The organism is Hoeflea ulvae (assembly GCF_026619435.1).
GTDB lineage: Bacteria > Pseudomonadota > Alphaproteobacteria > Rhizobiales > Rhizobiaceae > Hoeflea > Hoeflea ulvae.
Genome location: NZ_JAOVZQ010000001.1, coordinates 323915 through 346953 on the forward strand (window position 1 = coordinate 323915; position 23039 = coordinate 346953).

Consider the following 23039-nt stretch of genomic DNA (forward strand, 5'->3'; position numbering starts at 1 on the left):
CACTGCCTGACACCGGATCTCAAGGAGATCATCCGTGGCCCTGAATGACGACATTGCCCTGCTGTCCACCGTCTCGCTGTTTGGCGATCTCGGCGAGGACAAATTGCGCCTGATTGCCTTTGGCGCCGAACGCCGCACCTTGCAAGCCGGCCAGCTGCTGTTTCGCGAAGGCGCGCCGGCCGATTGCGCCTTTGTCGTTGCCAGTGGCCGCTTCGAGCTGACCCGCACCGGCCGCGACGGCGCGGCCAAGGCGCTGGGCTTTGCCGAACGCGGCGCGCTGCTGGGCGAACTGGCAATGGTGACCGCGATCAACCGCTCGATGACCGCCATCGCACCCGACACTGCCGAAGTCATCCGCATCAACCGGCCGCTGTTCCGGCGCATGCTTGAGGAATATCCCGATATCGCCGGCATCGTGCAGCAGCGCATCAATGACAATCTGGCGGTTCTCAATGCCGATCTCGGCAAGATCGCCGACCGTTTCGCCGGCTGATCACCGCCCGGCAACCTCTATAAGGCCGGAATATTTCTCAGAAATCGAAATGCGCTGTCACCGGCACATGGTCGGACGGCCGCTCCCAGCCGCGGGCTTCGCGCAGCACGTCAACGCGCGTGAGCGACGGCAGCAGGTCGGCTGAAGACCAGACATGGTCCAGACGGCGGCCGCGATCGGCGGCCTCCCAGTCGCGCGCCCGATAGCTCCACCAGGTGAAGATCTTCTCTTCGGGCGGAATATGGGCCCGGATCAGATCGACCCAGGCGCCGTCGCGCTGCATGGCGATGAGGTTTTCGGTCTCGATCGGGGTGTGGCTGACCACCTTGAGCAATTGCTTGTGCGACCACACATCGGTTTCAAGCGGCGCGATATTGAGATCGCCGACGAGGATCGAGGAAATGCCCTCGGCCTGCTCGGCATCGGCATGCAGACAGCGCATTTCCTCGATGAAATCCAGCTTGTGGGCGAATTTCGGATTGATCTCGCGATCCGGCTCGTCGCCGCCCGCCGGCACATAGAAATTGTGGATGCGGATGCGCCGCGCTCCGGGTGCTGCAACGACGGCGGAAATATTGCGGGTGTGGTCTATGTCGCAATAGGTTTGCCGGCGGTCATCCGACAGCGGAAGCCGGGAAATGATCGCCACCCCGTGATAGCCCTTCTGGCCATGGATGGCGATGTGTTCATAGCCGGCTTTGCGAAATGCCGCACTGGGAAACGCGTCATTGGGACACTTGGTTTCCTGCAGGCACAGAACGTCCGGGCTGGCGCTGTCGAGAAATTGCAGAACCTGCGGAAGCCGCAGCCGGACGGAATTGATATTCCAGGTCGTAACGGAAAACGCCAAATCGAAATCGCCTTTGTGGATGGAAGCCCAGATGCTCCGGCCTTATTTGGCCGATAAGCCGAAGCAGGGCAACCCGATCCTGCCGGATCGGCGTTCATCCACACGTCATGACAGGCTTTAATCCGGCTCAGCCGCCGCCGCGCTGCACCTTGTGCACTTCCTCATAGGGAACCTTGAACACATTCTTGGCGAATTTGACCCCGGTGCGGACATTGAAGATCATCACCGAAGTGTCCTTGCCCTGGGCATCGCGGATGGTCCACTGCCGCAGCTCGAAGGTCTTGGGATCAAACATCAGACTGATGGTCGAATCACCGAAGATCGACTTGTTGCCGAGAATGATCGTGGTCAGGTCCGGATCTTCCGTCACCGACTGCACCGTGTCGGCGGACAGATCGATGCGTTCCGACAGAAGCAGCTTGAGCGGCGTCTTGTCGAGCGGATAGAGATCCCAGGTCCTGAGCTTGCGATTGCCGATCACCACGGCCTTGCCGTCGGCTATCACCCGGATCGGCGAGGGCGCCTCATAGTTGAAGCGCAGCTTGCCGGGACGGTCGATGAAGAACTTGCCGCCGGTCTGTTCGCCATTGGGGCCGAACTGGATGAACTCGCCGGTCATGGTCTTGACCGAGGAAAAATGGTCGGCCAGCCTCTGCGCCGTGTCGGACGAGCGCGCGCTGCCGGGAAATGCCAGCAGGCCGGTGGCCGCCGCCATCAGCGACAGACCCAGGCCCAACCCGCCGCCCAGGAGCGCCCGTCGCGCCGGATCATGTTGGTCTGCCGTGGTGGACGTGGTCAGTTTCGACATTGCTGTCTCCGTTTCGTTGTGCCCGTGATGTCGCGCAAGACTGCGGCGCCAGTATGACGCGCCGGGAATCGCCATGGCGGTCACCGCGGCTCGATGTCCTCTTCGGTCGGCACCAGGATCTCGCGCTTGCCGGCGTGATTGGCCGCACTGATGACGCCTTCGTTCTCCATCCGCTCGATCAGCGAGGCCGCCCGGTTGTAGCCGATGCCGAGACGGCGCTGGATATAGGAGGTCGATGCCTTGCCGTCGCGCAGCACGATGGCCACCGCCTGATCGTAAGGATCGTCCGAGTCGGCCAGGTTGCCGGTTCCGGCCGGTCCGCCACCGCCGCCGCCATCGCTCTCGTCATCATCTTCGGTGATCGAATCAAGATATTCGGGCACGCCCTGGGTCTTGAGGAACGACACCACATCCTCGACTTCCTTGTCGGAGACGAAGGGCCCGTGCACGCGCTGGATCCGCCCGCCGCCGGCCATGTACAGCATGTCACCCATGCCCAGCAGCTGCTCGCCGCCCTGCTCGCCCAGAATGGTGCGCGAATCGATCTTGGAGGTGACCTGGAAGGAGATACGGGTCGGGAAATTGGCCTTGATCGTGCCGGTGATGACATCGACCGACGGGCGCTGTGTCGCCATGATGACATGGATGCCCGCCGCACGCGCCATCTGCGCCAGCCGCTGCACCGCGCCTTCGATGTCCTTGCCGGCGACCATCATCAGGTCGGCCATCTCGTCGATCAGCACGACGATATAGGGCAGCGGCGTCAGATCGAATTCCTCGGTCTCGTAGACCGCCTCGCCGGTTTCCCGGTCGAAACCGGTCTGCACGGTCACTGGTGATCGGGTCGCCGGAGCTCCTGGCCTGTTCGACCCGGGCGTTGAAGCCGTCGATGTTGCGCACGCCGATCTTCGACATGTTCTTGTAGCGCTGTTCCATCTCGCGGACGGTCCATTTCAGCGCCACAACCGCCTTTTTCGGGTCCGTCACCACCGGGGTCAGCAGATGCGGAATGCCATCATAGACCGAAAGCTCGAGCATTTTCGGATCGATCATGATCAACCGGCATTTTGACGGATCCATCCGGTACAGGATCGACAGGATCATGGTGTTGATCGCCACCGACTTGCCCGAACCGGTGGTACCCGCCACCAGCACATGCGGCATCTTGGCCAGGTCGACGATCACCGGTTCGCCGCCGATGGTCTTGCCCAGCGCCAGGCCCAGCTTGGCCTTGGAGGTTTCGAAATCGCGGCTCGCGATCAGCTCGCGCAGATAGACGGTTTCGCGTTTCTGGTTCGGCAGTTCGATGCCGATCGCGTTGCGTCCCGGAACCACGGCGACACGCGCCGCAATGGCGCTCATCGAGCGGGCGATGTCATCGGCGAGACCGATCACGCGCGAGGACTTGATGCCCGGCGCCGGTTCGAGTTCGTACAATGTGACCACCGGACCGGGACGGACATGGATGATCTCGCCCTTGACGCCGAAATCCTCGAGCACGCCTTCGAGCATGCGGGCATTCTGTTCAAGCTCCTGCGGCGACAACAGCGTGTCCTTGACCACATTGGGGGCTTCATTGAGCAGATGCACCGATGGCAGCGAGAAACCGTGCTCCTCGAGCATCGAGCCTTGCGCGTCGCGCTGGACGCGGGCGCCGGGCTTCGGCCGTTCGGCGGGTGCCGAGATCCGGGTGGAGGCCTGGGCCGGCCGGGCCGGCGCCGGCGCGCGGGCGGGAGCGTCCTGCGGGCGCCAGTCGGCGGCAGGATCATCATCTTCGTCGTCGAAATCACCCGACAGCACGCCCTCGGGCAGTTCCTCGTCATCAATGTCGAAGGGCGGCGCATCATCCACCGGCCTGGCCTGTCTTGCCGACACCTCGCCAAAGCCGGGCTCGACCCGCTCCGATCCTGTCGGCGGCAGGTCGCCATAGGGAGAGCCGCCGGAGCGCTCATAGTCGCTGTTGAGATCGAGCGGACCATCGGGCAGCGGGCGCAGCCTGCGCATGGCGGCGATGCCCGTCAGCCGCTTGAAACGGCCGCGCAATGTGTACCAGCCATGAACAATGGCGCCCAGCGCCAGGGCGCCGCTCGACATATCATCTTCTTCCTCGTCCTCGACCGGCCGGACTTCGGCCACCTCGTCGCTGGCGGGACGGCCGAGCAGGCCGGCGCCATAGCCGAGCAGCCAGGCAGCGGGCGGCGCCAGCAGCAGGCCCAGAACGACGGCAACGATGCCGGAGGGGAATCCGCCGGTGAACAGCGAGGGAATCTTCAACGCCATGTCGCCAAGCACGCCGCCAAGCCCGTTGGGCAGGGGCCAGCTTTCCGAGCTCGGCATCAGGCCGAACAGCGCCGCGGTCAGCCAGGCGCCGCCGAACCAGGCGGCACCCCGGCGCGAGATCCGGTCAACGGGGCGGTTGCGCACCAGGCCGAGCGCCCAGAACAGGGCCGGCAACAGGCCGATCACGCCGGCAAGGCCGAAAAACTGCATCACCAGGTCGGAAAACGCCGCGCCGGAAAAGCCCAGCGCATTGTGCGCATCCGCGCCATTGGCATTGGAAAAGCTCGGATCGGCGACATTCCATGTGGCCAATGCGGCAATGGCAAGTGCCAGACCGGCGAACATCGCCACGCCGGCGACGAATCTGAGCTGCCGCCGCAGCAGGTCGCCGAGCACGGAATTGCGTGATGTGACGCCTGACGAAAGAGTGGAAGAGCCTGACTGCATGGTTCAACGTGTCCGAATCGGGTTTTGGGCCCTGGCGACCCCATCCCGGCGAACTTACCCGCTGCGGGGTTAATGCCGCATTAACCATGGAACGATTGAGCGCGCCCGAAACGCAAGACGCGGCCCGGAAACTCCGGGCCGCGTCTGTTGGGCTGGTTCGAGCGGCTGAAATCAGCCGTGATAGGCAGCTTCGCCATGCGAGGCCAGGTCAAGGCCCTGACGTTCGTCTTCGATGCTGACCCTGAGGCCCAGCGTCATGTCGACGATCTTGAACAGAACGAAGGAGGCAATGCCACACCACACGATTGTGATGCCGACCGCCGAGGCCTGGATCATGAACTGCGATCCGACGGCATAATCTTCGCCGCCGGCGCCGCCGAGACCCGGCATGTTTACGATCGCGGTGCCGAGCGCGCCGACAATGCCGCCGATGCCGTGAATGCCGAAGACGTCGGCGGTGTCGTCATAGCCGAACTTGTTCTTCACCACGGCGACAAAGTAGTAGCAGACCGCCGAAGCGACCGCGCCCAGCGCAATGGCGCCAACCGGACCGGAGAACCCGGCGGCAGGCGTGACGGCAACCAGGCCGGCAATCATGCCCGAAACCGCGCCCAGCAGCGACGCCTTGCCGCGATGCAGGGTTTCGATCGCTGTCCAGGCCAGGATCGCGCCGGCCGTTGCGGTGAATGTGTTGATCATCGCAAGGGCTGCGCCGCCATTGGCTTCGAGATTGGAACCGGCGTTGAAGCCGAACCAGCCAAACCACAGCAGGCAGGCGCCCACCATGGTCAGCGTCATCGAGTGCGGCGCCATCATGTCACGACCGAAACCGGTCCGCTTGCCGACCATGATTGCACCGATCAGGCCGGCGATACCGGCATTGATATGCACGACGGTTCCGCCGGCAAAGTCGAATGCGCCCATCTTGAACAGCAGTCCGTTGGCGTCCCACACCATGTGGGCGACCGGGAAGTACACGAAGGTGATCCACAGCGCCACGAACAGCATCACCGCCGAGAACCGGATGCGTTCTGCAAAGGCGCCGACGATCAGCGCCGGGGTGATGCAGGCAAATGTCATCTGGAAGGCGATGAAGATATATTCCGGGATCATCACCCCGTCGGTGAAGGTGGCGGCTTCGCTCAACGGCGTGACACCGGCCAGGAACATCTTGGCGGTACCGCCCCAGAAAGCGCTTTCCGACCCGCCAAAGGCGAAGGAATAGCCGTAAATAACCCAGATCACCATCACCATGGCGGTGATCAGGGTGCACTGGATCAACACCGACAGCATATTCTTGGTGCGGACCAGGCCGCCGTAAAACAGGGCCAGGCCCGGCAGGATCATCAGCAGCACCAGGATGGTCGACACCATCATGAAGGTGGTGTCGCCCTTGTCCATCGTGGTTGCGGCAATCTCGGTGGTTTCCTGGGCAAACGCCGGAACGGCGAGGCCCGCTAGCGCGGCGGCTGCCATCAGGCCGAGCCGAAGCGGGGATGTGTGTGACATCTCAAGTGTCATGGGTGTGTCTCCTGTTGCCTTACAACGCGTCGGTGTCGGTTTCGCCGGTGCGGATGCGCATGGCCTGGTCAATCGAATAGACGAAGATCTTGCCGTCGCCGATCTGGCCGGTCTTGGCGGCGAGTGCGATTGCCTCGACCGCCTTGTCGACCGCGTCCGATGCGACCCCGATCTCGATCTTCAGTTTCGGCAAAAAGCTCACGGCATATTCGGTGCCGCGATAGATTTCGGTGTGCCCTTTCTGCCTGCCATAGCCCTTGACCTCGCTGACGGTCAGGCCCTGAATGCCGATCGCTGTCAGTGCTTCGCGCACCTCGTCCAGCTTGAACGGCTTGATGATGGCCATCACAATTTTCATCTGGTTTCCCATCCTGGTTGCCCGCGGCCCGTGCCGCTTCTGCCGACCGGAGATCCGACATGTCGGACCACCCACCTGCCAATCCCCTATCAAGAGCCGTGCCAGTTGGGCTTTGCCATGCAGAATCAGCCAAAACAGCGGGCAGCACGCCCGTCAGGCAAGCAGTCTGTCGGTTTTTTGTGCAGTTTTGCGCCAACAACTGACGGTTATTTGATCACTGCCGAAATGCGCGCCACTTCCGGACCTTGGCGGAGAGAGGTGTTTTTCCATGAAAAAGGGGCCCGGAAAACCGGGCCCCAAGGCAGGGATGGACATCCACCCCGACGGGATTCGTCACCGGGTCGGATCAGACCTTGGTGAATTCCGGATAGGCTTCGACACCGACTTCCGCCATGTCCATGCCCATCATTTCCTGTTCTTCCGTGGCACGGATGCCGACAGTCGACTTGAGGATGAACCAGATCACGCCGGACAGCACGAAGGTGAAGACGCCGATCGACACGATGCCGAGGATCTGGGTGCCGTAGGACATGTCCGGATTGGAGAACGGTACGATGAAGGTGCCCCAGATACCGGCCAGAAGGTGAACCGGGATCGCGCCGACAACGTCGTCGATCTTGAACTTGTCGAGCATCGGCACGGCAAACACCACGATCACGCCGCCGATGGCGCCGATGACGATGGCTGTCAGCGGCGAAGGCATCAGCGGTTCAGCGGTGATCGAGACCAGGCCGGCAAGCGCGCCGTTGAGTGCCATGGTGACATCGACCTTCTTGTACATGATCTGGGTCAGGATCATCGCGGCAACCACGCCGCCGCAGGCAGCAAGATTGGTGTTGGCGAAGATGCGGGAGATGTCGGATGCATCACCGTTGGAACCCAGTGCCAGCTGCGATGCGCCGTTGAAGCCGAACCAGCCGAGCCACAGGATGAACGTGCCCAGCGTGGCCAGAGCCATCGAGGAACCCGGCATCGGCGTGACCTTGCCGTCCGCACCATATTTGCCGCGGCGTGCGCCGAGGATGATGGCGCCGGCCAGAGCAGCCCAGCCGCCGACCGAGTGAACCAGCGTCGAGCCGGCAAAGTCGGAGAAGCCTGCTTCGGAAAGCCAGCCTGCGCCCCACTGCCAGGAACCGGTGATCGGGTAGAGCACACCGGTCAGGATCGCGGTGAAGATCAGGAAGGGCCACAGCTTGATGCGTTCGGCCAAGGTGCCCGAAACGATCGAAGCGGTGGTGGCGCAGAACACCATCTGGAAGAACCAGTCGGACGCAACCGAATAGTCGCCTTCATTGGCCGCACCGGCATCAGGCCAGCTATAGGGCATCGGCGTGCCGAAATAGCCGCCATTGACGTTGGTGTACATCAGCGAATAGCCGATGACCCAGAACATCAGGCCGGCGATAGAATAGAGCGCGATGTTTTTCAGGCACTGCATCGAGACGTTCTTGGACCGAACCAGGCCGGCTTCCAGCATGGCAAAGCCGGCGGCCATCCACATCACCAGGAAACCGCCGATGAGGAACAGCAGCGTGTTGAAGATGAAGGCTGTTTCCGCAGCCGTGGCGAATTCGGGTGCCGCAGCAGCTTCTGTTGCTTCCTGGGCAAACGCCGGAACGGCGAAAGCCGCCAATGCGCCCGCAGCCATCAGGCCAAGCCGAAGCGGGGATTTGTGTGACATCTGAAGTGTCATGGGTGTGTCTCCTGTTGCCTTACAACGCGTCGGCGTCGGTTTCGCCGGTGCGGATGCGCATGGCCTGGTCAATCGAGTAAACGAAGATCTTGCCGTCGCCGATCTGGCCGGTCTTGGCAGCGAGCGCGATTGCCTCGACCGCCTTGTCGACCGCGTCCGATGCGACCGCGATCTCGATCTTCAACTTGGGAAGAAAGCTCACGGCATATTCGGTGCCGCGATAGATTTCCGTATGTCCCTTCTGTCTGCCGTAGCCTTTGACTTCGCTGACGGTCAGGCCCTGAATGCCGATCGCTGTCAGTGCTTCGCGCACCTCGTCCAGCTTGAACGGCTTGATGATGGCCATCACAATTTTCATCTGGTTTCCCATCCTTTTTGTCCGCGGCCATGCCGCCCCTAATGACTGGCGCTCCGACACATGCCGGGAGCCTGCCTGAACAGAAGGGAATCAAGAGTCGTGCCAGTTTCGAAAAAAACTGACAACGCTTTGATAAACTGGATAAAATCAGGACAACGCAAAATAAACGGGCAGCATGCTGCAACGCAATAGTCTATTTTTTGTGCAATTATTAACGAGAGCCTAAATATTAGGCTTTGGTTCGATTCCGGATCAGGCCCTCTTGCGCCACCGAGGCGATCAAGGTGCCGTCACGCTGGTACAGGCTGCCCCGGGTGAAGCCGCGGGCGCCGTTGGAATTGGGCGAGATCCATGCTGTAGAGCAGCCAGTCATCCAGCTTGCAGGGCCTGTGAAACCACATCGCGTGATCGAGGCTCGCCACTTGCAGGCTGCGGTCAAACACCGACTTGCCATGCACGAAAAGCGCGGTGTCGAGCAGTGTCATGTCGGACAGATAGGCCAGGATCGCCGCCTGGATGATCCGGTCATCGGGCACCGGGCCGGTGGTGCGTATCCACACCTTCTGCTCGGCCTCGAGCTTGCGGTCGGAGATATAATGCTCGAGCGACAGCGGCCGCACCTCGATCGGCCGGTCCCGCTCCCAGTAGTTGCGGATATGATCCGGCGCGCCGGTCAGAAATGCTTCCCGCATTTCCTCCTTGCCCGGCAGGTCCTCCGGCGGGGTCGCATCCGGCATCGGCGCCTGGTGCTCGAGCCCGCCCTCTTCCTTCTGGAACGAGGCCGACAGCGAGAAGATGGCCTTGCCGTGCTGGATTGCCACCACCGAACGGGTTGCAAAGCTCAGCCCGTCGCGAATCCGGTCGACTTCATAGATGATCGGCGCTTCGGGATCGCCCGGCCGCATGAAATAGCCATGCAGCGAATGTACCGGACGGTCGGCCGCAATGGTGCGCTGCGCCGCGACCAGCGCCTGGCCGATCACCTGACCGCCAAACACCCGCTGCCAGCCGACCTGCGGGCTGGTTCCGCGGAACAGATCCTGTTCGAGCGGCTCGAGGTCAAGAACTAAGACCAGTTGTTGCATGGCAGTGAGGGCAGGACGCGACATTATGGTTCTTTCGCGGAGGTGGGCTGGAAGACGAACATGCGGTATACGGTGTCCGGACGCCGCTGCAAAGTCCGCGCTTCACGCTAAAGCCTGACCATTGTAGAATCGGCGCGATTGGAAGGATCGGACTCTTGACCACTGAGACCCTGGATATTTTGGTCTGCGGCGCCGGCTATGTCGGCCTCTCGGCCGCGCTGGCCATCAAGCTGGCGACGCCATCGCTCAACATTGCCGTCATTGACGCTGCCCCGCCCGAGGTCTGGCGCAAGGACCAGCGCGCCTCGGCGATTGCAGCCGGCGCAAGGAAATTGCTGACGACGCTGGATGTCTGGTCATCCATCAATCCCGAGGCGCAAGCCATCAACGAGATGATCGTGACTGATTCGCGCACCTCCGATCCGGTCCGGCCGGTGTTCCTGACCTTTGGCGGCCAGATCGAGGACGGCGGACCCTTTGCCCATATGGTGCCCAATGTCACCATGGTTGCCGCCCTGCGCGACAAGGCCGCCGAAGCAGGCCTGCCGATCCACCAATCCGCCGCCGCAACCGCCCTGAGCTTTACCGATCAACTGGCCCGCGTCGAAACCGCCGACGGGCGGGTGTTCGAAGCCAGGCTGGTGGTCGCCGCCGACGGGGTCAAATCCACCCTTCGCGACATGGCCGGCATCAAGGTGCAGCGCTGGGACTATGGCCAGTCCGGCATTGTCGCCACCGTCGCCCATGAACGCCCGCACAATGGCCGCGCCGAGGAACATTTCCTGCCGTCCGGCCCCTTCGCCATCCTGCCGCTGAGCGGAAACCGCTCCTCGCTGGTCTGGACCGAGCGCACCGACGCCGCCAAGCGGCTGCTGGCGGAAGATGATTTCGTCTTCGAGGCCGAGCTCGAACGCCGCTTCGGGCATCATCTCGGCGCGCTTCATGTCGAGGGCGGCCGCAAGGCGTTTCCGCTCGGCCTGACGCTGGCCCGGGAATTCGTAAGGCCGCGGCTGGCGCTGGCCGGCGACGCCGCCCACGGAATTCATCCCGTTGCCGGCCAGGGGCTCAATCTCGGTTTCCGCGATGTCGCCGCCTTGGCCGAAACCGTCGTCGACGCCCACCGGCTCGGGCTCGATATCGGGGCCATGACCGTGCTCGAGCGCTACCAGACCTGGCGCCGCTTCGACACGGTGCGCATGGGCCTGACCAGCGACATCCTGACCCGGATGTTTTCCAACGACATCACGCCATTGCGGCTGATTCGCGATTTCGGCCTCGGCCTTGTCGACCGGATGCCGGCGATGAAGAGCTATTTCATCAAGCAGGCAGCCGGCATTCCCGACGCCTCGGGCCCGCGGCTGCTCCGTGGCGAGACGATTTGAATCGGGGTGACCGGAGCTGCGCCGCGCCGGAATCCGCTCAGAGGTTCCAGCTGAATCCGGTTGCCTTTTCCGAGACCTCCCACAGCCTCGCCATGACAGCTTTGTCATGGGCGTGTGGTTCCAGCGTGCCCTTGCCGACCGGGCCCACGAACTCCATGCGACCCGTGGGACCGTAGAGCGCGCGCGGCTGCAAGTGACTTTCGGTGGCGCACATGACTTCGGGATAGGCGCCTCTTTCCGCAGACTGGACCATGGGCGATTTGGTCATGAGCCACCAGGCAAACCGCGTCAGGCGACCGCCGCTGGTGCTGATCAGGGATGTCGCCGACGACCCCGGATGACAGACATAGATGTCGACGTTCTTGCTGGCTGCCCTGGCGCGGTCCTGCAATTCATAGGCAAACATCATTTGCGCCAGCTTGCTCTGGCTGTACACCGGGTTGGCGCTGTAGTTTCTGTCCCAGTTCATGTCGTCGAACTGGATCGTTCTGCTTCCCAGCTTGTAGCCGAGACTTGCCACGACCACGATCCGGCCTCCTGTCACATCGATGCGGTCGAACAGCATCCCGCTCAGGACGAAATGACCGTAATGATTGGTGCCCAGCTGGCTTTCGAATCCGTCAACTGTCAGTTTCTGTGTCGGCACCTGTGCGATGGCTGCATTGCATATCAGCGCGTCAATTCGCGGCGTGGTTTCGAGCACCACCTGCGCTGCTGCCCGCACGCTGGCCAGGTCAGACAAGTCCAGACGGACGAAACTCACGTCAGCATCTGCACCGAACTCCTGTTTCAGCTCCCTTACGGCCGCAGCCGATCTTTCTGCGCTGCGGTTCAGCATCACAACCTTCGCACCCTTCGACAAGAGGATGCGCGTGGCCGCAAACCCCGCACCGGCATTGCCTCCGGTAATGACATAGGTCTTGCCCTTCAGTGAGCCGAGGCGTTCGGGCGTCCAGCCCTCGGGTCCGAATGTCGTGTCTGCCATGGTCTGGTTCCTCATACCGCCGGCGGCGGGCCGTGCGTTGGGTGAGCGCTGATCTGATCATGTAGATAACTCTCACATAGCCACTAAGACAGGCGATATCGTCGCATATATTTGCCTGATTGTATCATCGCGGTTGCCAATGCCTTCGCGGCGGTCATAGATTGATCGCATGAGCAAACACCATATCCTGAAAATGATCCAAGGCAGGATCGTCGAAGACGGCCTTTTCGAAACAGGGGTGGCGGGGGTCAGGCTATTTCGGGCCACCGCTGCTGTTCCCTGCGCCCCCGCGGTGTATGAACCCTGCGTGATTGCCATCTTGAGCGGAGCCAAGGAAGCCGTGCTCGATGGTGAGCGTTATATCTATGACGAGAGCCGCTACATGTGCTGTCCGACATCGATGCCGGTGAAAGCGGGGACGCCCACAGCTTCACCGGACAACCCCTTGTTAGGCGTGATGATTTCACTGGACCAGCGCGTGATGAACCAGTTGGCGCTTGAGATGGAGAACGCCGGGAGTGCGATCCGGCCAGACGCGGGCAGTGCAGGCGCGCAAGGGATAAGGCTCGCGCGGTGGGACGCAGCATTTACCGACGCCCTGATGCGAATCCTGCAACTGGGCGATGACGACACCGACACCGCTATCCTTGGTACCGCGCGCCTGCGGGAACTCTGCTACGCGATCTTGAAAGGCGAAGCTGGCCATTTTGCCAGACGGGCCTTTGGCGCAGGCAATGCCATCGCCCGGTCCATTGCGCATGTATCTTCCAACCTGGACGCACCGGTGTCGATCGACGACATGGCCGCCCGCGCGCATATGAGCCGCGCCGCGTTTCACCGCAAATTCAAGCAGGCAACCACGATGTCGCCCATACAATTTGTGAAATCCATGCGTCTCAACACTGCCGCGATGAAAATTGCGGGGGGCATCACCGTGAACCAGGCGGCGATGGAGGTGGGCTATGTGAGCCCGTCGCAATTCAGCCGCGAGTTCAAACGGATGTATGGCCAGTCCCCGCGGCAATGGAGCGACATCCAGACCGGCCCGCAATCCGTGGCCTGATGTCATCATCGGGCTGAATTCGTGCGGACGCAGGCAAATCCGGCTCAGGAGCCGATCTGCAGGCTGCGTTCGGCGCGGCGCAGGCTTTCGGCCAGCACGGTCATGTCGTTGAAGGCATGGGCCAGCGCGATGCCGCCCTGCCACTCGATCACCACCGCGCGCGCCCGGGCCATGGCAATGGATGGTCTCGGGCCGGTTTTCTGCAATTCCCGCGCAATGAAACTGACCAGCAATTCGAAACTCTGCCCGGCACGGACCGAGGCTTCCGGCACGGACTTGCGAAAATCCCGGACCGCGGCGCTGATCGGACAGCCATTGTCGACACGGCTGCGGTTTGACTGGGCCAGCCGCCGCAACAGGAACCGGATGCGCTCGCGCGGATCGGGCGAGGCGGCCTCGGCCTCGGTCACCAGCGATTGCGTGCCTTCGACAAACACATCGGCCACCGCCTTGGCAAGGTCCGCCTTGGTCCGGAAATAGTAGAACATGTTGCCCTGAGGCACCTCGGCGTCACCGGCAATGTCGGCAATGCTGGTCGCGGAAAATCCCCGCTCCCAGAACAGTCGGGCTGCGGCCGCAACGATGGCTTCACGCCTTTGATCGCCCTTCCTGGACACAGGGCCTCACCTTTCTGGTCTCGCCATCACTGCCGGCGCTCCGGAGCTAGATCTCATCGGGCAATTGCCGCGCTTCGGAAACCAGCATGATCGGGATGCCGTCGCGCACCGGATAGGCCAGGCGGGCGCGTTTCGAAACCAGTTCTTCGGTCTCCGAATCAAAGCGCAGGGTCCCGTAGGTCAGGGGACAAACCAGCAGTTCAAGCATCTTGACGTCAACGACGCCGGCTGAACGGGCACTCTTGGCAAAGTCAGCAGTCTTTCTCATGATCCGGGCAGCCGCCTATTGCAGGACATGCCCATTCTCGTCCGAATCGCGCGCCAGGGCAATCTCGGTGATCGCAATCAGCGTTTCCGCCCGCGTCTTCAGGTCGTCGGCTTCCAGCAGCGCCTGTTTCTCGGCCGGGCCATAGGGCGACATCATCGACAGCGAATTGACCAGCGTCTCGGTGCTGGCCCGCTCCACCGACGCCCAGTCGGCTTCCAGATTGTTGGCTTCTAGATAGGCCTTGAAACTGTCGAGCAGCGCCTGCCGGTCGACTTCGGCGCCATTGTCGCCGCTGGTGTCCAGATCGCCCAGGAACGGCGAGATCCTGCAGACCCGATAGGGCTTGCGGCCCTTGCCCAGCTCCTCGATCACCCGGAACCGGCAGATGCCGCTCAGCGACACGACATACCGGCCGTCTCCGGTTTCCGAAAACGAGGTGATGCGGCCCAGGCAGCCGATGCTGCAAAGATCCGCCACCGGGGACTGGCCGGAGGCCTTTTCGTCGAGCGCGGGCTGAATCACGCCGATGATCCGGTTCGAGCTCAGCGCATCGTCAAGCATCGCCAGATAGCGCGGTTCGAAAATGTTCAGCGGCAGCTGCGCGCCCGGCAAAAGCAGCGCGCCAGACAGCGGAAACACCGGCACATCTGCCGGTATGTCCGATTGCGTCCGATAGGATTTGTTGCCAACCTGCATGCTCTTAGCCCTGATGTTCACTGTACCGCAAATGTGGGGCGGGGCAGAAAATTCTCAAGTGGCCGGCGGCAAATCATCCGGTCAGGAAAACAGCAGCGACGACAATTTCCGCCGCGCCGACAGGGTTGCCGGATCCATCGGGCCCCAGGCCTCGAAAAACTCCAGCAAGGCCTTGCGCGCGCCCTCGTCTTCCCAGGTGCGGTCCATGCGCATGATGGTGAACAGCTCGTCGGCGGCAGCCTCGCGCTCGCCCTTCGCATTGAGGATCTTGGCAAATTGCAGCCGTGCTTCATGATCGGCGGGATTGGCGGCAAGCCGGGCCTCGAGTTCGGCCGGATCGCCAAGACTGGCAACTTCGCGCGCCATTTCCAGCCGCTTGACCACCGAAGCCACCTCCGGGTCCTTGCGGTCGTCTTCGCTGATCACCGCAAGCAACTGTTCCGCGCGATCGAGCTCGCCGGCAGCCAGCATGCAGCCGGCCATTCCGGCGGCCGCGCCGGCATGGGCCTGGTCCATCTGCAGGATCGCGCCAAAGCCCTGCGCCGCGCGCTGCAGATCACCGGCCGCAAGCGCTTCGCGCGACTGGGCCAGCACCTGGGCGATCTGTTCGTCGGCCGATGATTCGGGCGCAGGGCCCGCGACCTTCTCGATGAATTCGCGGATCTGGCTTTCGGGCAGGGCGCCCATGAAGCCGTCGACCGGCTTGCCGCCGGCAAAGGCGACCACGGCGGGAATCGACTGGATGCCCATCTGCCCCGGAATCGCCGGATGCTCGTCGATATTGAGCTTGACCAACCTGACCCGGCCATTTGATTCGCGCACCGCCTTTTCGATGATCGGCGTGAGCTGCTTGCACGGTCCGCACCACGGAGCCCAGAAATCGACCAGCACGGTTACATCCTGCGACGCCTTGATCACGTCCTCGGCAAAACCGCTCGTGGTGGTGTCCGAAATCAGCTCGCCCGCGCCCGCGGCCGTACCGGCGGCCGGTTTCGGCTTGTCGCCGAAAGTCACCGTGCCGCTCATCTGGCCGGCCTGGGACGGGGCGTAGGGATTGTCAAAGTCGCTCATGGGTCTGATTCCGTAACTGCAAAAAGATATCTTGGCTCAAGGTCGTGTCTCAGGTCGAGACTTTCAAGATCAGCGGTTCGTGTCCGGTATGGCTGAGAAACCGCAACAGGTCTTCGCGACCGATGGATGTGGTGGCATCATTGCGCAACGGATGCGCGTTCACAACGTCGTGGTCGAGCAGCGGTGCGTCAATGACGATTGTCACCTCGTGCTGAGGATCGTTGATCGCGCAGAAGATCGTCACCGATCCCGGCGCCACGCCGAGCTTTTCCATCAGCGCTTCGGGTTTTCCGAACGACACCCGGCCGCTGGCGCCGATCAGCGTGTGGATAGTCTTGAGATTGACCTCGGCATTTTCCTCGAGCGTGACAAGGAAATAGGCGCCCTTCTTGTCCTTGAGGAACAGGTTCTTGGTGTGGCCCCCGGCGATCTCGTCGCGCAGGCTTACTGATTCGGCAACGGTGAACACCGGCGCATGCTCTTTTGTCGGATGGGAAATGCCAAGCGAATCAAGGCACTCAAACAGCTCTTCGCGGGTTTTGGGCATGGCATCAATCTCTGCTCGAAGGGACGGCTGGGTGATGATCGGGTGCAAGATGACGCCGCCGATCCGCCGTCTCCTGCCCGATTGCCCCTCTTGATAGGCAACCGGGCCGGTCAGTGCAATGCCGGGCAAAGCGCAACGCGAAGCCATGCAAATCGCCATGTCCGGAAATTCGTTGCATCTGTGCTGAAATTCCCTGTTGCAATTGAAAGCAGGTTGCGCCATATAGCGCCGGTCCGGGCCCATTGGGAACGGATCGCAGGCCCACCCACCCACGGGTCTGATGATGAGCGGGCGTAGCTCAGGGGTAGAGCACAACCTTGCCAAGGTTGGGGTCGGGCGTTCGAATCGCCTCGCCCGCTCCAGTTTCTCGACATTGCAAAATTCATGAAACTGGTTTCAGACAGCCGGTGCGAAAGCACCGCCGCTGTTTTTGTTTGCTTTTTGCATCTCAACCCGCTGAATACCGCCAATTAGGGCCGGATGGCGCGCCGGGCCGGTTTGATACGGGTCAACGCCCAAGGCGGCAAATTTGCCGACACTTGCGGTGAACCAGGACCGGAGCAGCCCAATGATCTCGGAACTCATCATCGGCACCTTGACCATACTGGCCTCCACGGCGGTGATGATTGCCTTTGTCCTGATGACCATCCGGCTGGTGCGCCGGGCGGAGACCAATTACGCCGACCACCGCCCGGGAATCCTGCAGTTCTTCCTGCTGCTTTCCAGCGCCGTGGTGATGGTGCTGATCGCCAACACCCTCTGTGTCTGGATGTGGGCGCTGCTGTTTCACTTTCTCGATGTGTTCCCGACGCTGGAGGAAGCGGTCTATTTCTCGATGGTCTCGTTCAGTACCGTCGGTTATGGCGATGTGGTGGTCGAACATGGCTGGCGCATTCTCTCAGGCTTCGTCGCCGTCAACGGACTTCTGGCCTTCGGCGTGTTCACCGCGGTGCTGATCGAGATCATCCGCGGCCTGTCGGATCGCTACATTCCGCGCCGCTGACGCTTGCCCCCAATATCTAGCCCTCGAAAGCGCCGGCAAACTCACCTATATGAACTGTCATGACCGTGCCGGGTCATCAAATGCAAAAGGGATAGTGTATGGCGCGTATTGATCAGACAGGCGATTGGCAGGACCGGCACGCGCCTTCTCTGGGCGAATTCGAATCGCTGGCAATCAGCGCCTACGCCAATCTGCCTGCACATTTTCACCAGCTTACCGGCAATCTCGCGATCATCGTGGCCGACTTTCCCGATGACGAGATCTTCGAGGACATGGGCCTGGAAACCCCGTTTGACCTGCTCGGCCTGTTCGAAGGCCAGGGGCTGAGCGAGCGCTTCACCATCGAAACCGGTGAACTGGCCAACCGGATCTGGCTCTACCGCAGGCCGATCCTCGATTACTGGGCTGAAAACAACGAGACCCTGGGCGACATCATCACCCATGTGCTGATCCATGAGATCGGCCATCATTTCGGTCTTTCCGATGACGACATCGAGCGCATAGAGGCCACCGTCCCCTGATCGCCTTCTATCCGCAGATGTCGCGGGCAATATGCTCGAACAGCGCGATGCCGGGTCCGAGCAGCTCATCGGGAAAGTCGAAATCGGGATTGTGCAGCCGCGGATGGTCCTCGCCCGAGCCCAGCACGAACAGCCCGGTCCTGGCGACGCTGCCGAAACGGCCGAAATCCTCCGACCAGCGGAACGGATCGCCGACCTCGATACGGTCTGCCCCCAAAGCTGACGCTGCGGCTTCGATCCGGGTGACGGCTTCGGCATCATTGTGCCCGGCGGCGAAATTCTCGTGACGGGTAAAACCGACCCCCAGACCGCCGGCCTCGGCCAGCCGTCGCGCCAGCGCTTCCGCCTCACCCATCAGCCCGGCCTGCAGTTCGTCGTCGATGGCGCGGATGGTCACCCAGATGTCCGCCTCGCCCGGGGCGATCCCGAAGGCTGCCTCGCCGAGCCGGGCATGCGACAGCGTCACCAGCGAGTGGCCCGGCCTGTGGCCCAGCGTTTCAGGTAGCGCCGGAAGCGCTTCCATCAGCCTGCCCATCACCGCCCCAGGACTGAGCCCCGCCTCAGGCTGAGCCGCGTGCGAGGTGCGGCCGGACAGCCGGATCGCCAGTCCCTCCGAGGCAAAGGTGAACGGACCGGGCCGGACACCGACAGAACCCAGCGGCAGGCCCGGAAGATTGTGAAGCGCGAAGGCAAAATCCGGACGAATACGCTCGAAGCGCGAGATCGGCGATGACATCCGCGGCCCCCGCGCCGGTCTCCTCGGCGGGCTGGAACAACAGCACCACCCGGCCGCGGGAAGGGCGTGCTTCGGCCAGCCGCGCGGCAAGCCCGCACAGGATCGCCATATGCCCGTCATGACCGCACAGATGGCCCTTGCCCGCGATCTCCGAGCACCATGGGGAGCCGGAGATCTCGGTGATCGGCAAGCCATCGAGCTCGCACCGGAACAGCACGGTGGGTCCCGCGACGCCGCTGTCATAGACAGCCGCCACGCCATGGGTGCCAAGGCCGGTGAGAATCTCGTCCGGGCGGCAGCGTTCAAGCTCGGCCGCAATCCGCGCGGCGGTGTTGTGCTCCTGGCCCGAAAGCTCCGGCCTGCGGTGAAGCGCGTGCCGCAGGGCAACCAGTTCGGCCGACGCGGCCCGGCTCAGAAATTCACTCAAGATCACTGCGCTCCAAGCTTCATGTCCGGATCATAATCGACCCCGTCGACATCCTTGGTGACGGCCTGGCCGCACAGAACCTTGCCGGTGGTGGCGTCGAAAGCCAGTGATGGCGAGCCATGCAACTGCCAGCCCCTGGACAGCGCCAGGCTGACCTTGTGACAAAAATCGGCGCCTTCATCGGGCCCGGTGAGAAAACGATACAGTTTCATGTCTCTTTGTCTCCATCATGCCGCGCCGCGATCCGCGCCGCCTTTTCAATCAACCTTTCGGCCATGTCCAGATGCAGCCGCTCGACCATTCGCCCGTCCAGGCTGATAACGCCGCGATCGGTGTTGTCCGGCAGCGCGAACGCCTCGGTAATCCTCCGGGCCTCGGCCAGCCGCTCCGGCGCGATGCCGAACGCCCGGTTGGCCGTTTCGATCTGGGCGGGATGGATCAGCGTCTTGCCGTCAAAGCCCATCGCCTGGCCGTCGCGGCATTCGTCTGCCAGACCAGGCTCGTCCCTGAAATCATTGAACACCCCATCAAGCACGTCCAGCCCGTAGGCGCGCGCAGCCAGGATGATCTGCATCAGCCAGGGCGACAGCCACGGCCGGCCCGGCAGTGCCGCCACGCCGGTTTCCTTGATCAGGTCATTGGTTCCGGTAATGAAACAATCGAGCCGCGCCCCGTCGGTGCGCGCAGTCCGGGCGATCTGGCCGGCATTCATCACCCCTTTCGGGGTTTCGATCATTGCCCAGAGCCGCAAGCTCGGCGGTGCATCGGTCTGCTCGAGCGCGTCTTCCACCGCGACGATGTCGTCCGGCGCATCGACCTTCGGAATCAGGATCGCATCGGGCTTGCAGCCCCGTGCCGCCAGCAGATCCTCGCCGCCCCAGGGCGACGACAGCGGATTGATTCGGATGACGGTCTCCATTCCCTCGGGCAGGGCGGCGGCATGGCCGTCCTTGAAAAAACGCCGCAGGGTCTCCCGCGCCTCCTCCTTGGCGCCGGGGACCACCGAATCCTCGAGATCGAAGATCACGCTGTCGCAGGCCAGGCCCTGCAACTTGCCGAGCGCACGGGAATTGTTTGCCGGCAGATACAGCACGGACCGGCGCGGGCGGATCGCCCTGGAGGAAGATGTCTGGTTCATGCCGTGTTTATTGCCCCTGACCGGGCGGCCATGCAAGAGGGCTCGGGCGCGCCGGCCGTGACAATTGCCGCGCCGCAACCGCCGCGGGCCTGACTATTGAACAGCATGCTTTCCATCCCCAAATAGGGGAGGAACAAGGAAACACTGTCATGAGAAATCTTCTCGCAATCTTTGCCGGCCTCGGTTTGCTGCTTGCCACTTTTGCAGGCATTGCCCTGGCGCTGGTCCTGGGCGTCGTCGCAGCGGGCACGATCGCCATCGCGCGGCTGTCGGGACGGTTTCAGCCGGCCATGGCGAAGGCTTCTTCGACCACGCGCCGGCCTGGCACTGAAGCCCAGTACCGGGTCTGGAACGACGGTCGCGGCACCATCATCGACATGTAAACCTCCGCTGACGCGGCGGTTCTGACGCTATCTTGTCGCGAAGTCGCCACCGGGCACTTCTATTTTGGCGCTTTGTTTGTTAAATGCTGCGGCACAGACAGACAGGACCATCAAGCCATGGAAAAATTTACCCGCCTCACCGGCGTTGCCGCACCTCTTCCGGTCGTCAATATCGACACCGACATGATCATCCCCAAGGATTATCTCAAGACCATCAAGCGCACCGGCCTGGGCCAGGGCCTGTTCGCCGAAGCGCGCTACAATGAGGACGGAACCGAAAATCCGGACTTCGTGCTCAACAAGGCCGCCTGGCGCAATGCCTCCATCCTGGTCGCGGGCGACAATTTCGGATGCGGCTCCTCGCGCGAACACGCCCCCTGGGCGCTGCTCGACTTCGGCATCCGCTGCGTCATTTCGACCAGTTTCGCCGACATTTTCTACAACAACTGCTTCAAGAACGGCATTCTGCCGATCGTTGTCAGCCAGGAAAATCTCGACAAGCTGATGGATGACGCCAGCCGCGGCGCCAATGCGACCGTGTCCATCGACCTCGAACAGCAGGAAATCCGCGGCCCGGACGGCGGCGTGATCAGCTTCGACATCGATTCCTTCAAAAAGCACTGCATGCTCAACGGCCTCGACGATATCGCGTTGACTCTCGAGAAGGCCAGCGCCATCGATGGTTACGAGACCAAAGCAGCAGACAACCGTCCATGGCTTTGAGCGTTAAACACAAGTAAGCCGGAATCTGGTCTGTCACTGCGGACAGATGAGTTGAGGGGAAAATCCATGGCCAACGATATCGAAGCTTCGATCATCGCGCTGATTGCTTCTGCGGGAGATATCGAACCCGGCGTGATCACCAGCGAGACCGAACTGGCGGAACTCGATATTGACTCGCTGGTCCTGACCGAGATCGTCATGGACATCGAGGATGAACACGACATCGAGATCGACCTCAACACGGCCGAAGCGTGGGAATCGCTCAAGACCGTGGGCGATATCGTCAACATGGTCAAAAAACTCGTCGCGGAACAGCATTGACCATGGACCAGCGGCGGGTCGTCATCACCGGCATGGGCGGGATCTGCGCTCTCGGCGGCAATGCCGATGACATCTGGACAGGCATGAAAGAAGGCCGCGACGGCTGCAAGCCGCTTGTCTTCGAAGCCCGCGACCTCAAGGTCGGCGTCGGCTGCGCCGTCACCGGCTATCCCGAAGATGACGGAATCGACAAGCGCCACGGCCTGACCATGAGCGGCATCAGCCGCATGGCGGTGATTGCCGCACGCGAGGCGATGCGCGATGCCGGTCTGGCGGCGGGCGAATTCGATCCGCAGCGGTCGGGCGCCGTGGTCGGGGTCGGCATCTTCGGAACCGATGCCGTCGACCAGAGCTATGTCGATATCTTCCTCGAGAAGAAGAAGCGCGCCCATATCTTCACCGTCCCACGGGTGATGCCGAGCGGGCCGTCCGGCCATGTCTCGATCGATATCGGGCTGCAGGGCCCGGTGTTCGGCGTGTCATCGGCCTGTGCCTCGGGCAATCACGCCTTCATTTCCGCCGTCGACCAGATCCGCCTCGGCCGTGCCGATATGATACTCGCCGGCGGCGCGGAACTGGCTCTCGTCTATGGACCGCTGAAAGCACTGGGAATCGCTCCGGGTTCTTGCCCGCTCCGCCTGCCGGCCGTTCTCAGCCGATCGCGACGGGCTGGTGCTGGGCGACGGCGCAGCCATGGCGGTTCTCGAATCCTACGAACACGCCAAGGCCCGCGGCGCCAACATTCTGGCCGAGATCATCGGCGTCGGCATGTCCGGAGATGCCTCCGACATCGTCAACCCGACGGTTGAGGGGCCTGCAACGGCGATGCGCAACTGCCTGGCCGATGCCGGCATTTCCGCCAATCAGGTCGATTACATCAACGCCCATGGCACCGCCACCCAGGCCAATGACCAGACCGAAACCCGCGTCATCCGCGAGGTCTTCGGCGCTGCCGCCGACACGGTTTCGATCTCCTCGACCAAATCCATGCACGGTCATTGCCTTGGCGCCTCGAGCGCCATCGAGCTGATTGCCTGCGTCAATGCGGTGCGCAAGGACGTGATTCCGCCAACCATCAATTTCACCAGTCCTGACCCGCTGTGTGACCTTGACGTGACGCCGAATGTGGCGCGCGACAGAAAGGTCACCATCGCCATGTCGAATGCATTCGCATTCGGCGGCACCAATGCGGTGATTGCGGTGAAGAAAGTCTAGGACCCAAAAACCGGTCCGCCGAGTCAGCCTCGCCGGATCCATCTGCTTGG

23 protein-coding genes, 1 tRNA gene and 4 pseudogenes are annotated in these 23039 nt (G+C 62.3%); 10 read left to right on the forward strand and 18 right to left on the reverse strand.

Translation table 11 applies throughout. From position 1 onward, the window contains the following. Positions 1 to 34 precede the first annotated feature (34 nt). On the forward strand, positions 35 to 493 hold the full coding sequence (locus tag OEG82_RS01690) for a cyclic nucleotide-binding domain-containing protein (protein WP_267610730.1): 459 nt from the start codon (positions 35 to 37) through the stop codon (positions 491 to 493). A gap of 37 nt (positions 494 to 530) precedes the next feature. Here OEG82_RS01690 and OEG82_RS01695 read toward each other — a convergent pair whose 3' ends face one another. The 8 genes and pseudogenes from OEG82_RS01695 to tesB form a co-directional block, all read right to left on the reverse strand. After that, positions 531 to 1343: an exodeoxyribonuclease III gene (locus OEG82_RS01695; RefSeq protein WP_267610731.1), complete on the reverse strand. Its 813-nt coding sequence runs from the start codon at positions 1341 to 1343 to the stop codon at positions 531 to 533. A 127-nt stretch (positions 1344 to 1470) separates the two neighbouring features. Next, positions 1471 to 2151, reverse strand: a complete 681-nt coding sequence (locus OEG82_RS01700) for an outer membrane lipoprotein carrier protein LolA (RefSeq protein ID WP_267610732.1) — start codon at positions 2149 to 2151, stop codon at positions 1471 to 1473. A gap of 80 nt (positions 2152 to 2231) precedes the next feature. After that, positions 2232 to 4878: pseudogene (locus OEG82_RS01705) on the reverse strand (FtsK/SpoIIIE family DNA translocase). Between the two features lie 171 nt (positions 4879 to 5049). Then, entirely contained in the window at positions 5050 to 6399 is a 1350-nt protein-coding gene (locus OEG82_RS01710; RefSeq protein ID WP_267610733.1) for an ammonium transporter, read from the reverse strand. 19 nt (positions 6400 to 6418) lie between these two features. Further along, positions 6419 to 6769, reverse strand: a complete 351-nt coding sequence (locus OEG82_RS01715; protein WP_324288922.1) for a P-II family nitrogen regulator — start codon at positions 6767 to 6769, stop codon at positions 6419 to 6421. A 334-nt stretch (positions 6770 to 7103) separates the two neighbouring features. Then, complete coding sequence (locus OEG82_RS01720; protein WP_267610735.1) at positions 7104 to 8450, reverse strand: ammonium transporter; 1347 nt, start codon at positions 8448 to 8450, stop codon at positions 7104 to 7106. Positions 8451 to 8469: 19 nt separating this feature from the next. Further along, the gene (locus OEG82_RS01725; protein ID WP_324288923.1) at positions 8470 to 8820 is read right to left on the reverse strand and encodes a P-II family nitrogen regulator; all 351 of its coding nucleotides are present in this window, start codon (positions 8818 to 8820) and stop codon (positions 8470 to 8472) included. 217 nt (positions 8821 to 9037) lie between these two features. After that, positions 9038 to 9917, reverse strand: a pseudogene (gene tesB / locus OEG82_RS01730) (acyl-CoA thioesterase II). A 131-nt stretch (positions 9918 to 10048) separates the two neighbouring features. Here tesB and OEG82_RS01735 point away from each other — a divergent pair. Further along, positions 10049 to 11275 carry a ubiquinone biosynthesis hydroxylase gene (locus tag OEG82_RS01735; protein WP_267610737.1) on the forward strand — a complete coding sequence of 409 codons (1227 nt, stop codon included), beginning with the start codon at positions 10049 to 10051 and terminating at the stop codon, positions 11273 to 11275. A gap of 37 nt (positions 11276 to 11312) precedes the next feature. Here OEG82_RS01735 and OEG82_RS01740 read toward each other — a convergent pair whose 3' ends face one another. Further along, positions 11313 to 12260 carry an SDR family NAD(P)-dependent oxidoreductase gene (locus OEG82_RS01740; RefSeq protein ID WP_267610738.1) on the reverse strand — a complete coding sequence of 316 codons (948 nt, stop codon included), beginning with the start codon at positions 12258 to 12260 and terminating at the stop codon, positions 11313 to 11315. A 169-nt stretch (positions 12261 to 12429) separates the two neighbouring features. On the opposite strand from OEG82_RS01740, the gene OEG82_RS01745 reads away from it, so the two are divergent. Further along, positions 12430 to 13323, forward strand: coding sequence for an AraC family transcriptional regulator (locus OEG82_RS01745; protein WP_267610739.1), 894 nt, complete (start codon positions 12430 to 12432; stop codon positions 13321 to 13323). 44 nt (positions 13324 to 13367) lie between these two features. Here the strand turns inward: OEG82_RS01745 and OEG82_RS01750 are convergent, their stop codons facing one another. The 5 genes from OEG82_RS01750 to OEG82_RS01770 form a co-directional block, all read right to left on the reverse strand. Beyond that, positions 13368 to 13940, reverse strand: a complete 573-nt coding sequence (locus tag OEG82_RS01750) for a TetR/AcrR family transcriptional regulator (protein WP_267610740.1) — start codon at positions 13938 to 13940, stop codon at positions 13368 to 13370. A 46-nt stretch (positions 13941 to 13986) separates the two neighbouring features. Next, positions 13987 to 14208: a Trm112 family protein gene (locus OEG82_RS01755; RefSeq protein ID WP_267610742.1), complete on the reverse strand. Its 222-nt coding sequence runs from the start codon at positions 14206 to 14208 to the stop codon at positions 13987 to 13989. A gap of 15 nt (positions 14209 to 14223) precedes the next feature. Continuing rightward, the gene (locus OEG82_RS01760) at positions 14224 to 14904 is read right to left on the reverse strand and encodes an LON peptidase substrate-binding domain-containing protein (protein WP_267610743.1); all 681 of its coding nucleotides are present in this window, start codon (positions 14902 to 14904) and stop codon (positions 14224 to 14226) included. A gap of 81 nt (positions 14905 to 14985) precedes the next feature. Beyond that, entirely contained in the window at positions 14986 to 15975 is a 990-nt protein-coding gene (gene trxA / locus OEG82_RS01765) for a thioredoxin (RefSeq protein ID WP_267610744.1), read from the reverse strand. A gap of 49 nt (positions 15976 to 16024) precedes the next feature. Beyond that, positions 16025 to 16522, reverse strand: a complete 498-nt coding sequence (locus tag OEG82_RS01770) for a prolyl-tRNA synthetase associated domain-containing protein (protein WP_267614822.1) — start codon at positions 16520 to 16522, stop codon at positions 16025 to 16027. A gap of 287 nt (positions 16523 to 16809) precedes the next feature. Between OEG82_RS01770 and OEG82_RS01775 the strand changes: the two genes are divergently transcribed. Then, positions 16810 to 16884: transfer RNA gene (locus tag OEG82_RS01775), tRNA-Gly, on the forward strand. A gap of 34 nt (positions 16885 to 16918) precedes the next feature. On the opposite strand, the gene OEG82_RS01780 is transcribed toward OEG82_RS01775, so the two are convergent. Then, positions 16919 to 17107, reverse strand: a complete 189-nt coding sequence (locus OEG82_RS01780) for a hypothetical protein (protein WP_267610745.1) — start codon at positions 17105 to 17107, stop codon at positions 16919 to 16921. Here OEG82_RS01780 and OEG82_RS01785 point away from each other — a divergent pair. Together OEG82_RS01785 and OEG82_RS01790 are read left to right on the forward strand one after the other, a co-directional pair. Beyond that, entirely contained in the window at positions 17091 to 17525 is a 435-nt protein-coding gene (locus OEG82_RS01785) for a potassium channel family protein (RefSeq protein ID WP_267610746.1), read from the forward strand. The two genes, OEG82_RS01780 and OEG82_RS01785, sit on opposite strands and share 17 nt — an antisense overlap. A gap of 98 nt (positions 17526 to 17623) precedes the next feature. Continuing rightward, a complete protein-coding gene (locus tag OEG82_RS01790) occupies positions 17624 to 18046 on the forward strand; it encodes a metallopeptidase family protein (RefSeq protein WP_267610747.1) in 423 nt (140 codons plus the stop codon). Positions 18047 to 18053: 7 nt separating this feature from the next. On the opposite strand, the pseudogene OEG82_RS01795 reads toward OEG82_RS01790, so the two are convergent. The 3 genes and pseudogenes from OEG82_RS01795 to OEG82_RS01805 all read right to left on the reverse strand — a co-directional run bounded on the left by OEG82_RS01795 (position 18054) and on the right by OEG82_RS01805 (position 20347). Further along, positions 18054 to 19209, reverse strand: a pseudogene (locus OEG82_RS01795) (amidohydrolase). Positions 19210 to 19211: 2 nt separating this feature from the next. Next, positions 19212 to 19421, reverse strand: coding sequence for a DUF1737 domain-containing protein (locus tag OEG82_RS01800; RefSeq protein WP_267610748.1), 210 nt, complete (start codon positions 19419 to 19421; stop codon positions 19212 to 19214). Beyond that, the gene (locus OEG82_RS01805) at positions 19418 to 20347 is read right to left on the reverse strand and encodes an HpcH/HpaI aldolase/citrate lyase family protein (protein ID WP_267610749.1); all 930 of its coding nucleotides are present in this window, start codon (positions 20345 to 20347) and stop codon (positions 19418 to 19420) included. Before OEG82_RS01805 ends, OEG82_RS01800 begins: the two co-directional genes overlap by 4 nt. A gap of 149 nt (positions 20348 to 20496) precedes the next feature. Here OEG82_RS01805 and OEG82_RS01810 point away from each other — a divergent pair, with 149 nt between their 5' ends. The 4 genes and pseudogenes from OEG82_RS01810 (at position 20497) to OEG82_RS01825 (ending at position 22989) form a co-directional block, all read left to right on the forward strand. After that, positions 20497 to 20730 (forward strand): hypothetical protein, encoded by a 234-nt coding sequence (locus OEG82_RS01810; RefSeq protein WP_267610750.1) that lies wholly within the window; start codon positions 20497 to 20499, stop codon positions 20728 to 20730. 117 nt (positions 20731 to 20847) lie between these two features. Next, positions 20848 to 21453: a 3-isopropylmalate dehydratase small subunit gene (gene leuD / locus OEG82_RS01815; protein ID WP_267610751.1), complete on the forward strand. Its 606-nt coding sequence runs from the start codon at positions 20848 to 20850 to the stop codon at positions 21451 to 21453. A 66-nt stretch (positions 21454 to 21519) separates the two neighbouring features. Further along, entirely contained in the window at positions 21520 to 21774 is a 255-nt protein-coding gene (locus OEG82_RS01820) for an acyl carrier protein (protein WP_267610752.1), read from the forward strand. Positions 21775 to 21776: 2 nt separating this feature from the next. Further along, positions 21777 to 22989, forward strand: a pseudogene (locus OEG82_RS01825) (beta-ketoacyl-[acyl-carrier-protein] synthase family protein). Positions 22990 to 23039 lie beyond the last annotated feature (50 nt).